We start from the raw sequence: 14,138 nt of genomic DNA, 5'->3' as shown, positions 1-14,138 counted from the left end.
AGAGGGGAATGGAATCGTAAATCTAAAATCTAAAATCTAAAATTGAAATGAAATATATATTATCGATATTATTGTTTTTCCTGCTTGTGGCGCCGCTTGCCGCCCAGAATGATCAAGATCAGGTGATCTTTAAAGCTATGCAGGATGAGATGCAACGCAACAAGGAACAGTTGATGTTGCCGGGGATGCAGCCTCCTTACTATATTTCTTATACCTTGGGACGTTCTCGTCAATTTCAGGTGAGAGCCTCGTTGGGCGGTATCGTTAATTTCACGGAAACGCCGTGGTCTTCCCGCGGGGCGGTACAAATGTTTTTAGGTAATGATGATAATAATAACGATTTCGCGTATAGCTGTGTCGCGGCTCAGTTGCCGATGCCGGCAGAGCCCGATTATGACGGTATGCGCAGGAATTATTGGATGGGGTCGGATATGATGTACAAGTGGTCGTTACAGGCTGCCAACATGAAAGAATCTTACTTGAAGGCGAACCCGAGAACGCCCGAAGAGGTGAATTTGAAAGATCGTCAGAAAGTGGAGCCTGTCACGAAAATCGAGGAAGCTAAAAACGCTTACACGATAGATCGTGCCGCGTTGGAGAAGACGGCAAGCGAATTGTCTGCCATCTTCAAGAATTACAAGGATATATACAATTCATCGGTAAATATCAGCGGTGCGGATATTGAGATTTATAAAATGACGACCGATGGTGTTGTGTTGAAACAACCGATGAGATATACCAACTTGTATGCCACGGCTTACGTGGTGACCGAGGATGGTGTACGTATCGATGATACTTATTCCGTGATTGTAGACCGTCCGGAAGATTTACCTTCGCTTGATGAGTTGAAAAAAGGCGTGAAAGCGTTTGCCGATAATTTGATCAAGTTGAAGAATGCCCCGGTTATCACGGAGTATTACGGTGGTCCGGTTTTATTTGAAGGAGGAGCGAGTTCTTCTGTTTTGACCTCTAATTTATTGAGGAGAGGTGCTCTTTACGCTTATCGTAAACCTGCTTCTGACCGTATGCAACCGATCAAGACTTTGGATGATCGTCTGGATATGAAGATCATCGATACCCGTCTGACGGTGAAGAATTATTCTTCTTTGGAAAAATACAATGGTGTCACTTTATTGGGAGCTTATGATATTGACGCCGACGGTATCGTGCCGCCCAAGGAAATCACCTTGGTGGAGAACGGTATTTTCAAGGCGATGTTGAACGGAACCGTTCCGACATTACATGCGCCCCAATCGACAGGTAGTTCCCGGTTCACGCTTTCTTCTATGGATGGAACCTATACGTTGGCTCCCGGTACAATTCATATTAAAGCCGACAAGGGTACCAAGCCGGAAAAGATGAAAGCCGCTTTGATCAAGGCTGCCAAGGAGGAAGGTTTGAAATACGCTTATATCGTGCGCGGCTTGGCAGGAAAGGCTTCCCGCATCTACCGGGTGGATTTGAAAGACGGAAGCGAAACGCAAGTACGTTTCGGTGATGTTTCCGGATTCACGTTACCCAACTTGAAACGTATGTTGAATATTTCCAACAAGGAGAATGTAAGCAATTATCTTTCTAACGGAGAGGTGTTGTCTTCAATCATTTATCCTTCTTCTATTCTGGTGGAAAATATAGAAATCAACAAGTCTGACGTGAAGAAAGACAAAGAACAGGTATTGACTTTCCCGTTGCAGAAATAGTCAGTGCTGAAAAGTATATTTAGAACACAGGGAACTTGGCTCGCTTTTACGGTGAGCCAAGTTTTTTTATGATACTTGTGATTATTTGATTTGCAATTATTATATTTGCAATAATTGCAATTTAAATAATCTGATGATGATAGCAAAGGTTAGGAATCCTTTTATAATTAGCGGGTATGTTTCTGCCGAATATTTTTGTGACCGGGAGATGGAAAGTGATGAACTTACGCGGGCTTTTTTTAACGAGCGTAATACGGTGATTGTTTCTCCCCGGCGTATGGGTAAAACAGGGTTAATAGAACATTGTTTTCATCGTAAGCAGGTGCAAGAAGAGTTCTACACGTTTTTTATCGATATTTATGCCACGGGTACGTTAAGGGAATTCGTGTTCGCTCTTGGCAAGCATATTTTTGAAACCTTGAAGCCCAAGGGGAAGAAGTTTATCGAGCAATTCTTTGCCATTATCAGTTCACTGCGTCCGGCATTTAAGTTAGACTCAATGAGTGGGCAGCCTGTTTTTGATATCGGGATTGGAGATATCAAGCAACCGGAATTATCTCTTGAAGAGATTTTCATGTATTTGGAAAGAGCCGATAAACGTTGTATCGTGGCTATTGATGAGTTTCAGCAGATTGCCAAGTACCCGGAGAAAAACGTGGAGGCAATGTTGCGCACGTGTATTCAAAGATGTAAGAATGCTAATTTTGTGTTTTCCGGTAGCCAACGCCACATGATGCAAAATATGTTTTTTTCGGCATCAAGACCGTTTTACCAGAGTGCTTCTCTTCTGAATCTGGAAGCCATTCGGCCGGAACGGTATAAGGAGTTCGTGTATCATCATTTTCGTGAAGCGGGTAAAAAGATTACGGAGGAGTGTATCACACGCGTGTATAATTTGTTGGAGGGGCATACTTGGTATATGCAGATGTTGTTTAATCGTTTTTATGAACAGGTAGAGGCAGGAGAAGAGATGACGGTAAACCTTGCTGACCAGATATTGCATTTAACGGTGGAAGCGAATAAAACTGTTTATCAAAGTATGGTTGCCATGTTGCCCGAAAGGCAGAAAGAGGTGTTGTTTGCAATAGCTAAAGAAGGGAAAGCCATGGAGATAACCTCGACGCAATTTGTCAAAAGGCATGGATTGCATTCGCCGAGTTCCGTGCAATCCGCGATAAAACAATTGCTCGAGAGAGAGTTTATAACTAAGGATGGAGGGGTGTATCACGTTTATGACCGGTTTTTCGGTTTTTGGTTGGCAGAAACGTATGGAACAGGATATAAGCTTTAATTCAAAATAGTAGTGGGGAGCATGGAAGAGTCTGTGAATAAAATGAATCTGGCGGATAGGTTTGAGCAGGTCTATAGAGAATACTCGAAGCCGATGTTTTTGTATGCCCTTAGTTTTTTGATTTCGGAGGAGGAAGCGGAGGATGTTATACAAGAGGTTTTTATAAATTTCTGGAAGGACAAAACGTATCAAAAAATCCGGAGTGAGGTCACGAAGACTTACTTGTTCCGTTCGGTAAAGAATAGTTGCCTGAATCGATTAAAAAAGAAAGATATATTGCGTGATCGACTGGATGTGTTGCGGGAAGAAGTGGTTGAGGAGGAGATGGTGAAGTGGAACGACACGTTGATTCAAGAGGTGGAGGCTGAAATAGAGCGAATGCCTGAACAGACACGGGAAATTATTAGAAGCGTGTTTTTTCATGAAATGAAATATCAAGAGGTCGCGGATGCGTTGGGAATATCTATAAATTCCGTGAAAACGTTGTTGAAAAACGGGATGAGGCATTTGCGGGAGCGTTTTGCCGAACGGATGGATTTGTTTCTTGTTATGGTGCTGATAAATTGATGGTTATGCTTGGTGCTTGATTTTTTTTGAATTTTTTCTCTTTTTGATTCACCCGATTTTCTTTTTTATTGTCTATACGGAAAAGAAAATAGGTTATGGATACATGGAATGAAATAGACGAGTGGATTGCCCGATACCTGCAAGGGGAGCTTCCGGAACAAGACAAGAGTAGTTTGATTCGGTGGTTGGATGCTTCCCCCGAGCATGAAAAGTATTTTCGGGAGATTCTTCGGACGGAGGTGCATGTGGATGCTGTCGGAAAACGGAGTAGATTGGAGCGGATGCAAGAAGATGTGTGGAAGCGTATAACCCCGATTTTGGAGAGGCGAAGGAGATTGTGGTACGCGTGGGGAAGTAGTGTCGCTGCCGTGGTAATGGTGTTGGTAGGGGCGTTTTTCGTTTGGAGAGGACAACGGGAAATCAAGGGAGAATCAAATGTTTTCGCGAGTGTTTTACAAGTTGAATCCGGATCGGCTAAAGCGATTTTAGTGACTTCGTCGGGAAAAAGGATCGAGTTAAAGGAAGGTGAAACTCGTCAAGTGGCGGATATTTCCGGTGTAGGTGTGATACAGGATTCAACGGGAGGAGTTCGATTCGAGGATAAAGGGATGCCCGGGGAGGGGATACGAGAGAACAACACGATCGTGGTGCCTCGGAAAGGGGAGTACTTCGTGGAGTTGAGCGATGGTACGAAAGTTTGGATAAATTCGGATTCATGGTTGGAGTTTCCCAATCGCTTTTACGGGGATTCGCGGGAAGTGAGTTTGCAAGGCGAGGCTTACTTCGAGGTGGCGTCAAACCCGGATAAACCGTTTTACGTGCATTTGGGAGAAGTGAAAGTGCGTGTGCTGGGGACGGCATTTAACGTGACGGCTTACGAGAATGACGGTTTGATGGAAGTGGCGCTTTTGCACGGGAAAGTTAGTTTTGACGTGGGAAAGGAGGCTTATGCGCTTGAACCGGGAGAGGTTGCATCTTTAAACAAAGAGAACGGTAAAACTACTATTCGGGAAGGTGATGTTCGGATGATTATTGATTGGAAAACCGGTAAGTTTAATTTTGAGGATATGCCTTTGGAGGTATTGACCGTGAAATTATCTCGTTGGTATGGAGTATCTTTTGTTTTTATGGATGAGGAGGCAAAGAAATTCCGTTTTTCCGGGGCGGTGACTAAATACAGGAGTTTGGATTACGTGTTGAATATGATATCGAAGACGACAAATGTGAAGTTCGAGGAGGAGGAAGGGAAAGTCGTGATTCGTGTGAAAAGATGAAGCTTATATAAAATAAATTATCCCGAATAGTGGTGACGCACGATCCGGGATAGGGCTTATTAATAATAATAATATACCTATTTGCAAAAGTATGAAAAAAAAGCGAACGAGGTGGTTTTTCATGCGAGGTTTTGAACCACGAAAATTATTGAAAGTAATGAAACTAAGCGTAATTTTATTATTGGCAAGCATGCATCTGGCGGTTGCCGGTGTTAAGGCTCAAGCGAAGATCACGGTTGAGGCGAAGATCGTGACTTATTTGGAGTTATTTAAACAGATCAAAGAACAGACGGGGCTTACCGTGGTGTATAGTAACAACGAGTTGGATAAGTCGCAAACCGTGGAAGCGGGATTCGTGCAGACGGATTTGAAGGTTGTGCTGGATAGAATTTTAGAAGGCACACGTTTGACTTACGAGATGATGGATGAGTTTATTGTTTTGAAACTAGCTCCGGAGGAAAAGAAAAAGTCGTTGAATATCGTGGGGCGAGTGTCAGATAAAGACAAGTTGCCTCTCCCCGGGGTAGCCGTGATGGCGAAAGATTTGAAGTTAGGAACGACGACTGATCATAACGGGTATTATTCTTTGCTTTTGCCGATGACGGATAATGTTTCTCTCGTGTTTTCGTTTATGGGAATGAAGACTGTAGAGGTGAAGTACGTGGGGCAAGATTCGATTAACGTGGTGATGGAGGAAGACATCAAGGCTTTGGACGACGTGGTGATTACCGGCTACGGGAGAACGGCGAAGGGGAATTACACGGGAGCGGCAACCACGGTGAACGTGGCGGATATTATGATGGCGGGAGCTTCTTCTATCGACCAGATGTTGCAGGGGGTGGTTCCGGGAATGCTGGTGCAGTCGGGAACCGGTATGGTGGGCTCTTCACCGAAGATACGCGTAAGGGGTACTTCTTCTTTGCTGGGGAGTCAGGAACCGGTATGGGTGGTTGACGGAGTGGTGCAACGGGATCCCCAACCGTTTAACTCGGAGGATAACACGAAGTTTTCGGTGGACGCGGATGATATTTCCCAGTTAGCGGGTAATGCAATTTCATGGTTGAATCCCAATGATATAGAAACAATCACTGTTTTGAAGGATGCTTCGGCTACCGCTATTTATGGTTCCGAGGCGGCTAATGGTGTCATCGTTATCACGACAAAAAAGGCAAAAGCGGGTAAAGTTTCGGTATCGTATAGCGGGGATTTTTCTATAGGTCAGAGACCTCGTTACGGGTTGTATGACCGGATGAATTCACAGGAGATGATGGAGTTCTCGAGGGAAATGTACGAGGATCGGGTGGTTTATCCTAACACGATTTTGGAGGTCGGGTATGCCGGATTGTTGAAATCTTATTTGGATAAAAAGATTTCGAAGGAAGATTTCGATAAGGAATACAGGAAAATGGCCGAGCGAAACACGGATTGGTTTGATTTGCTGTTCCGTAATTCGTTTAGTCATAAACATAGTTTGAATTTGAGCGGTGGTTCTGAAAAGATTCAGAACAGGACTTCGTTGGGATACACGGACGAGAGGGGAGAAGCGAAGGGGAATAACGTGGCGTTGTTTACGGCTACCTCTAACACGACGGTGAATTTGTTTGACAATAAATTGATGGTGAATTTGTTGTTGAAGGGTACTTGGCGAAAAGCGGAAGGTTTTGCCTATGACGTGGATCCTTTCAATTATGCGTATAACACGAGCCGTGTGATCCCCATGTATAACGAGGATGGTACTTTGCATTATCATGACAAATGGGCGGAAACCGAAAGTACGGTAATTAATAGTAAATATAATTACTTGTATAATATTCAGAATGAGCTAGATAACACGGGAAGCGAGAACAACACGAAGAGTTGGGGGGCAACCTTGGACTTGAAATGGAATATTTTGCCGGGATTGGAATACCAAGGCTTGGTGTCTTATGCTTCCTCGTCGGCTGACGTGAAAAAGTATGCCACGGAGCGTTCTTTTTACGCTTCTACTCTCCGGGGGTATGATTTTGAGGCTTACGAAAATTCTGCCGAGGAGTTCGGGTATACCCGTTTGCCTTTCGGGGGATTGTTGGAAACCGGGTTGACGGATGTGACTACCATCACGGTGCGGAATGCTTTGGTGTATGATAGAATGTTCAAGGATGTGCACCGGATGACGTTGCAGTTGGGTATCGAAACTAATTCTACTAAAACGAGAGGGTCGACCGGAAAGCGTTACGGGTATTTGAGGGATCGGGGCGAAACTTTCGTGAAGTTGCCGATGACGTATATATATTTGGGTGATCCGGTAGATAATGATTTGGCACAAGGAGAAGCTACCGTGTTGAATAAGATTGACAATAAACTGAGCGAGTATGTTTCCGCCGTGTATGCTTATGATAATCGCTACGTGTTGAATGTCAGCGCTCGTCTTGATGCATCCAATCGTTTCGGGCAGGATAAAAATAAACGTTTCGAGCCGACATGGTCGGTGGGAGCGAAGTGGAGAGTGGCTTCGGAGAATTTCGCGAGAGATTTGTGGTGGTTGAATAATTTGGATTTGATAGCTTCTTACGGTTATCAAGGTAACGCGGTGGAAACGGTTTCACCTTATTTGATAGCGGAACAGGGAGGCGTGAATGAATATTATAATGATTACGTGTTGAACGTGAAGTCGTTGCCTTATTCTGATCTTGGATGGGAAAAAACGAAAACCTATAATTTGGGGGTAGATGCCGCATTCTTGGAAGGACGATTGAATTTCACGGTGAATTATTTCAAAAAGGTCAGCGACGTACTTTCTTCCCGTAATATCCCCCGGGAAAATGGAGTGGAGAAAGCTATCGTGGACGGGGGTGAGATGACGAATACCGGTTATGATTTCGTGATTAACGTGATTCCGGTTCGGACGAAAGATTTCACTTGGCAGTTGTCATTGAATACGGCCGTGACCAAGAATAAGGTAAATAAGAATCAACGGATTAATACCTTGAACGATTATCTGGATGGTAGTGCCGTGGTGAACGGGGAGGCTTTTTCCACGTTCTATTCTTTCAAGTATGCAGGTCTGGATGATGAGAATGGTTTCCCGAAATTTGATTACATGGATGTGGAGGACGGGGAGAGTCCGTTGGCCTATTTGGTGAAGTCCGGTAAGTTTACCCCGGATTTTTCGGGAGGTTTGAACATGATGTTCAAGTACCGGAATTGGTCGTTGTATGCTTTGTTCAACGTGCAGTGGGGAGGACATGCCCGTTTGCCGAAGTTGTATGACACGGATAGCAATTACGGGATTCCAACCCCGGAGCAGAATGTATCCCGGGATTTAGCCAAGCGTTGGCGGAAAGCGGGAGATAAAACCAATATTCCTTCTATTCCGACGAGTAAAGCCTATATCAATTTGCCGACGACAGCCACGGTAGCGAGTTCGGAAAGACGGTTGTATGATATGTATAATAATTCCGATTTACGAGTGGCTAACACGGATTTTATTCGTTGTCGTTCTTTGTCATTGTCTTATGATTTTGAACAGAAGTGGTTATCTCGAATCGGGGCGCAACGGTTGTTGCTTAAGGCAAGTATGACGAACCCGTTTATGTGGGTTTCCGATAGTAAATGGAACGGGTTGGATCCGGAAACGGGAGATTGGCCGACGAGAAGGGTTACTTCATTGTCTTTACAAGTGATGTTTTAAGAGGTAAGTTGAGTGTTAAATAATAAATAATGATATGATGAAGAAATTACAATTCATGATATGCTTATTGGGATTGCTGGGGCTGGGGGCTTGTTCCGATTATTTGGAGAAAGAGTCCTCGGATGAGGTAATCGTGAAGACTGTTTCCGATTATAGTGAATTGCTTTTGGGGGCAGGCTATCCGTCACCGACAAAGGCGATTTATAATACGCTCTATTTGTTGGATGACGATTTTATGCTGAATGATAATAATTTTAACGACGAAACGGATAATGCTGGTGCAGTGGGTGTTTTCCCGTTTTTTACATGGCAACCGGATATGTGGGAACGACAGGAGGTGGATAAATCTTCGTATGATGAGACTTATTCCCCGACATACGAGCGGATTATGGGAGTGAATGCCGTGCTGGACGGGATTGATGAGGCAACCGGTGATGTGGAAGAGCGTGACTGGGTGAAGGCGGAAGCCTTGGCTTTGAGAGGTTATTATTATTTTATGTTGGTAAATCTTTACGGGGAACCTTATAATTATAATAAAAAGGCATTAGGAGTACCTTTGAAGTTAACGGCTGATATGGAAACGAACGGGAAAGCCCGGAGTACGGTGGAAGAGGTGTATGGACAGATCGTGAAGGATTTGACGGAATCGTCAGCTTTGTTTGAAAAATATACCAAGCGTAGGGGAAGTTTCCGGATAAATTTGCCAACGGTTAATATTCTTTTGTCTCGTGTTTATTTACACATGGAGTTATGGAAAGAAGCTATTGCTGCTGCCACGAAGGCGATAGAACATGGTAATTTGTTAACGAATTACGTGAATTTACCGGCAAGCGCAATTTGTATTGCCAATTATAGTTATTCGGAAGTGGAGTGGGTGTATGGTAATGGAAATACACCGAGTCGATTGAATACGGTTCTTGTTTCTTCGGATTTGCGTGAAAAGTTTGATGCGAACCCGAATGATACCCGCCGGCTACTTTGGTTTGATGCGAACTGGAATGTTACTAAAAAACGACTGAGTTACCCGAGCGGTACGCCAAGAATGCCGACAAATTCGATTCGCATGTCGGAGGCTTACCTGAATCGGGCAGAAGCTTTGGTACAGGATAATCAAATCGGGTTGGCATGGGATGACTTGGAGCATTTGCGGGAGAATCGTTATCGGGATTATGATGAAGCGGAAATTACAGATGCGGTGGCATTGCTGGAAGCAATTCGTGAAGAACGTCGATTGGAACTTTGTTATGACGAGGTGCGTTGGTTTGATTTGCGGCGTTATGGAATGCCTGCTATTTCTCACCGGTATAAGGCAAGGAGTTCGGCGAATTGGCAGACTTACGTGTTGACGGAAAAAGATCCTTTGTACACGTTACCGATTCCTAATGAAGTGATGGACGAGAATCCGGGATTGCAGCAAAATGAATCGGCAAAGCAGCCTTTGAGGCAAGGAAAATGAGAAATGTAGAATCTAAAATGTTACAACGATGAAGACGAGTATATATGTATTCTTGTTTGCACTCCTGTTTTTAGGAGCCTGCGCGGAGGACAAAGAGATTGGGGAGATTCAAATAACTGACCCGGATTACGTGTTGCCACAGGGAGGGAATGCTGCTGCGGATGAGGTCATTTTGAAGTTGTATGAAAAGTACAATACTTATTTCTTGTATAAATACACGGAAAAAGATATAGAATGGACTCAGACGGCTCTTTGGGCTTATTATGATTATGAGCCGATAGACCCCAATGATGTTGTGAATTTATTAAACTTGTTGGAAATTACTTGGTTTGATTTGTATGATGCGGAGGTTTTGAAAAGAATGATGCCTTATCGGATATTTTTAACGGGGATGTTGAAGGAAGATATTGGCTCTTGGTGGGAAAATTGGGTAGATATTCCGGCTCGTTATCTGGAAAATCAGATAGCCATTAATAAGGTGGAGAAGGATGTGGCTGATATGTCTGCCGCGGAAAAGAGAGAATTTAAATCTTATTTGCAAGCCACGTTCTTGGAATACTGCGTGGCTTATGGTGTGATAACTATTCCTGATGAGTTTTATGCTGGAAGTGATTACACGAAATCTTATGCAAGTAGTTCGGAAGAAGCGAGAGAGTGGGGATTCGTGTACAATCCGAAAACGGATAGTGAATGGAGTTATGATACTTACCAAATCACTTCTACAGATGATGTAAACGCTTATTTGGCTTCTTTGGTATATCGCACTACCGGGGAGTGGGCTGAGGATTTGGAATACCCGTTGATTCGAGAGAAATATCAAATACTGGTCAACTGTCTGAAGGAGCAATATGGTATAGATATTTGTAAAATCGGTAACACTGTTTATGAATAATGTTGTATGTTTAAAATGTATTGTATGAAAAAAAGTATTGTAGGTTTATTACTTCTGGTGTTTATGGCACCTTGCGTGTGTAAATCTTTTGCGGCAGAAAGGAAAAAGAAAAATGTCAAAGAAGAGACGAATGTCGCGAAGGAAACGAAATACGAGAAGTTGATGAAAAAAGCGGGACGGGAGACCGCTTCAGGGGAGTTTCTTTCTTTGCACAAGATTGGGGGAAAACTTTACGTGGAACTTCCTTTGAAATATTGCGGACGTGATTTATTGATTGCTTCCACGACATCGGAATCCAGTAATTCCAGATTGGCTATGGTCGGGTATAAAACACTTGATCCTTTGCATGTCAGATTTATAAAGATGGATAGTACGATTGTACTCCAGAACGTAAATGCCGAGATGGAGGGGGATAAGGAATTGGAGATTGCCATAAAACGAAATTACATGGACACGTTTTATAAGAAGTACCCGATAGCGGCTTATAATAATGATTCTACTTCGGTTGTATTTGATATGACGGAATTGTTCGTCGGGGACGAGGAAGCTTTGAAGCCGGTTGAGAGCAATTACAGTATTCTGGGGATCTCTTCTCGGTTAAAACCGGGATTTGGTATGTTGGATAAGATCAAAGCTTTCGATGATAACGTAACGATAGCGTCGTACATGACTTATGATTATAGTATATCCTTTTTTGGGCAGAATATCGGGTCGGGAGAATTGACGACTAAAGTAATGCGTACGATATTGTTGTTGCCGGAGGAGCGAATGAAACCGAGAATCGCAGATTCCCGTGTAGGTATATTTCTTACCGGCAAACGAAATATCACTATGGCGGCAGATGGGATTGAAAGTTATGCATTGGCTAACCGTTGGAGATTGGAGCCTAAGGATATGAAGGCATGGGAACGCGGGGAACTGGTGGAACCGGTGAAACCTATCGTGTGGTATATTGATGATGCTTTCCCCGAATCATGGAAGGAACCTTTGAAACAATCGGTTTTGATATGGAATCAGGCTTTCGAGAAAATCGGTTTTAAAAATGTGATGGTTGCACGTGATTTCCCGAAAGATGATCCTAATTTTGATCCCGACAACTTGAAATATTCATGTATTCGTTATGTGCCGATCTCGGTTGAGAATGCCATGGGACCTTCTTGGGTAGACCCGAGAACCGGAGAGATTATTAATGCGACCGTACTGGTTTATAATGATGTAATTAAATTGATTAATAGCTGGCGTTTTATCCAGACCGCGCAGTTAGACCCTAGAGTGCGGGGTAAGAAATTGCCGCAAGAGGTGGTGGATGAATCCTTGGCTTACGTGTTTGCCCATGAAATAGGACATACGTTGGGATTGATGCATAATATGGCTGCTTCCAGTGCTTATCCCGTGGATTCGTTACGTTCCGCATCCTTCACGAATAAATACGGTACGACACCCTCTATTATGGATTACGCCCGTTTTAATTACGTGGCGCAGCCGGGTGACGAGGGAGTACGCTTGTCACCCCCGGATATGGGTGTGTATGATGAGTATGCCATTAAATGGTTGTATTCTCCTATCCCGGGTGATAAATCAGTACGGGAGGAAGCTAAAATATTGGAAGGCTGGGTAGACGAGAAGGCTGGCGATCCTATCTACCGTTACGGGAAACAGCAAGTGTATTCTCGTTATGACCCGAGTGCCCTTGAGGAAGATTTGGGAGATGATGCTTGTAAAGCGGGAGATTACGGGATCAAGAATCTGAAATATATTTTGGAGAACTTGAATAGTTGGATAAAAGATGATGAATCGACAGCTCACAGACAGGAGTTGTATTCGGGACTTTGTAACCAGTATACCCGTTATTTGTTGAATGCCTTGACTAACGTGGGAGGTATTTATTTAACGGAGGTGAAAGACGGAACTCCGGGTGAGCGTTGGAGAGCGGTTCCTCGGGATGTACAACAAAAATCGTTGAAATGGGTTATTAAACAATTGCGTGAAAGCGATTGGTTGGATCAAAAAGATGTGACGAGCAAATTCCCGTTGGCAATCAATCAATCTCTTATGTTGAAATCTCGAGTGGGGAAAAAATTATTCCAACTTAATAAAGGCATATTATTGTCTTCTCATGTCAGCACTCAACCTTATACATTGGAGAATTACTACGATGATCTTTTTGCCGGAATCTGGGAATCGGCTATGAAAGGGCGTAAGTTGACGGCTGGTGATAAAATATTGCAGAGGTTGGCTGTGCAGGAGGCGATAGCTGCAGCCGGAAAAGTTATGGATAAAAAAGGAAGTAAATCTCTTCAAATTGCAGATATGATTTATGCTCCTTCTGTAGATGAGATTGCCCTTTACGGGTTGGATGAAACGGGTTGTGTTAATGAATATTTGCCGGAATTGCGAGCTCTCGAGGAAGAACACGGGAAAGGTTATGTTGCAGCTTGCTTGCGGGAGAAATGTCAGTTTGGGGATACTGGCGATTACGGTTGGCAGAAAGAGGTGAATGTAAGTGATATAGATGAATCTGCTGCTTATTGTGCCGCTATGTTGAAGAAAATAGAGAATTTGATAAAAACAAAACAGGCAACGGCAAATGTAGGGGATAAAATTCATTATCAATCCCTTTTGTTAATGATTGAAGCACAGAAAAAATAGCGTGTCAATAAAAAAAGTCGGTCAATTTTTGACCGACTTTTTTATATTGGTTACCTTAATCTTATTTTATCTCAATGGTTCTTTGTTCTTTTTTAATATCCTCGATGGAAATCTTCGGTAGATCGATGGTTAATACACCGTGTTCTACACCGGCGGCAATCTTTTCTTTGTCAACATCGTCGGGCAGAATCATTGTCTGCTGGAATTTAGAGTATGAAAACTCGCGGCGTAAGTAGCGTTGTTCTTTCTTCTCCTCGTTGTTTTCAATTTTCTTCTCCATGGTGATGACCAGATTATTATCTTCGTCAATGCGAACGTTAAAATCTTCTTTTGTCATACCCGGGGCGGCAACTTCTACTTTATAATCTTTTTCCGACTCGATCACGTTGATTGCAGGTGCAGTTGCGTTTGTTCTAGTCATCCACTCGTTATCAAAGAAATCATTAAAGATACTTGGTAACCAATTTTGAGTTCTTCTTACAGGCATCATAATTTCAGTCTCCTATCTTTAAGTTTAACATTCAATCTTATCTTTGGACTCCGGTTCTTTTTAGGAACCGTCGTTCGATAAGGAATAGTGCAAAGCCTGTGCCATCGTGATTTACGGACTTTTTGTCATGGATATTATGTCAAATTTTC

General features: G+C 43.2%; 9 protein-coding genes. 8 read left to right on the top strand and 1 reads right to left on the bottom strand.

Annotated features, from left to right (window positions below; all coding sequences use genetic code 11):
* The first annotated feature begins 47 nt into the window (after positions 1–47).
* The 8 genes from Q5866_RS09715 to Q5866_RS09680 all read left to right on the top strand — a co-directional run bounded on the left by Q5866_RS09715 (position 48) and on the right by Q5866_RS09680 (position 13,499).
* The gene (locus tag Q5866_RS09715; RefSeq protein WP_303179965.1) at positions 48–1,700 is read left to right on the top strand and encodes a hypothetical protein; all 1,653 of its coding nucleotides are present in this window, start codon (positions 48–50) and stop codon (positions 1,698–1,700) included.
* A 136-nt stretch (positions 1,701–1,836) separates the two neighbouring features.
* Positions 1,837–2,991, top strand: a complete 1,155-nt coding sequence (locus Q5866_RS09710) for an ATP-binding protein (RefSeq protein WP_186975863.1) — start codon at positions 1,837–1,839, stop codon at positions 2,989–2,991.
* 21 nt (positions 2,992–3,012) lie between these two features.
* A complete protein-coding gene (locus Q5866_RS09705) occupies positions 3,013–3,558 on the top strand; it encodes an RNA polymerase sigma factor (RefSeq protein ID WP_186975862.1) in 546 nt (181 codons plus the stop codon).
* Positions 3,559–3,653: 95 nt separating this feature from the next.
* Positions 3,654–4,832: a FecR domain-containing protein gene (locus Q5866_RS09700; protein ID WP_303179964.1), complete on the top strand. Its 1,179-nt coding sequence runs from the start codon at positions 3,654–3,656 to the stop codon at positions 4,830–4,832.
* A 157-nt stretch (positions 4,833–4,989) separates the two neighbouring features.
* Positions 4,990–8,502 (top strand): SusC/RagA family TonB-linked outer membrane protein, encoded by a 3,513-nt coding sequence (locus Q5866_RS09695; RefSeq protein ID WP_303179963.1) that lies wholly within the window; start codon positions 4,990–4,992, stop codon positions 8,500–8,502.
* Positions 8,503–8,536: 34 nt separating this feature from the next.
* Complete coding sequence (locus tag Q5866_RS09690) at positions 8,537–9,958, top strand: RagB/SusD family nutrient uptake outer membrane protein (protein WP_303179962.1); 1,422 nt, start codon at positions 8,537–8,539, stop codon at positions 9,956–9,958.
* Positions 9,959–9,986: 28 nt separating this feature from the next.
* The gene (locus tag Q5866_RS09685; protein ID WP_303179961.1) at positions 9,987–10,850 is read left to right on the top strand and encodes a hypothetical protein; all 864 of its coding nucleotides are present in this window, start codon (positions 9,987–9,989) and stop codon (positions 10,848–10,850) included.
* A gap of 24 nt (positions 10,851–10,874) precedes the next feature.
* Positions 10,875–13,499: a zinc-dependent metalloprotease gene (locus tag Q5866_RS09680; RefSeq protein ID WP_303179960.1), complete on the top strand. Its 2,625-nt coding sequence runs from the start codon at positions 10,875–10,877 to the stop codon at positions 13,497–13,499.
* Positions 13,500–13,560: 61 nt separating this feature from the next.
* On the opposite strand, the gene Q5866_RS09675 is transcribed toward Q5866_RS09680, so the two are convergent.
* Entirely contained in the window at positions 13,561–13,989 is a 429-nt protein-coding gene (locus tag Q5866_RS09675; RefSeq protein ID WP_099291779.1) for an Hsp20/alpha crystallin family protein, read from the bottom strand.
* Positions 13,990–14,138: the final 149 nt, after the last annotated feature.

Origin of the sequence: uncultured Butyricimonas sp., from assembly GCF_959596855.1 — a bacterium.
Classification (GTDB): domain Bacteria; phylum Bacteroidota; class Bacteroidia; order Bacteroidales; family Marinifilaceae; genus Butyricimonas; species Butyricimonas muris.
The sequence above is the reverse complement of the archived record's forward strand: the minus strand, read 5'-3'. Positions and strand labels throughout refer to the sequence as shown.

Excerpts from the sequence above, each read along its gene's own strand:
- Q5866_RS09690 (WP_303179962.1), top strand. The coding sequence starts at position 8,537 with ATGATGAAGAAATTACAATTCATGATATGCTTATTGGGATTGCTGGGG.
- Q5866_RS09685 (WP_303179961.1), top strand. The coding sequence starts at position 9,987 with ATGAAGACGAGTATATATGTATTCTTGTTTGCACTCCTGTTTTTAGGA.
- Q5866_RS09680 (WP_303179960.1), top strand. The coding sequence starts at position 10,875 with ATGAAAAAAAGTATTGTAGGTTTATTACTTCTGGTGTTTATGGCACCT.
- Q5866_RS09710 (WP_186975863.1), top strand. The coding sequence starts at position 1,837 with ATGATAGCAAAGGTTAGGAATCCTTTTATAATTAGCGGGTATGTTTCT.
- Q5866_RS09695 (WP_303179963.1), top strand. The coding sequence starts at position 4,990 with ATGAAACTAAGCGTAATTTTATTATTGGCAAGCATGCATCTGGCGGTT.
- Q5866_RS09700 (WP_303179964.1), top strand. The coding sequence starts at position 3,654 with ATGGATACATGGAATGAAATAGACGAGTGGATTGCCCGATACCTGCAA.
- Q5866_RS09715 (WP_303179965.1), top strand. The coding sequence starts at position 48 with ATGAAATATATATTATCGATATTATTGTTTTTCCTGCTTGTGGCGCCG.
- Q5866_RS09675 (WP_099291779.1), bottom strand. The coding sequence starts at position 13,989 with ATGATGCCTGTAAGAAGAACTCAAAATTGGTTACCAAGTATCTTTAAT.
- Q5866_RS09705 (WP_186975862.1), top strand. The coding sequence starts at position 3,013 with ATGGAAGAGTCTGTGAATAAAATGAATCTGGCGGATAGGTTTGAGCAG.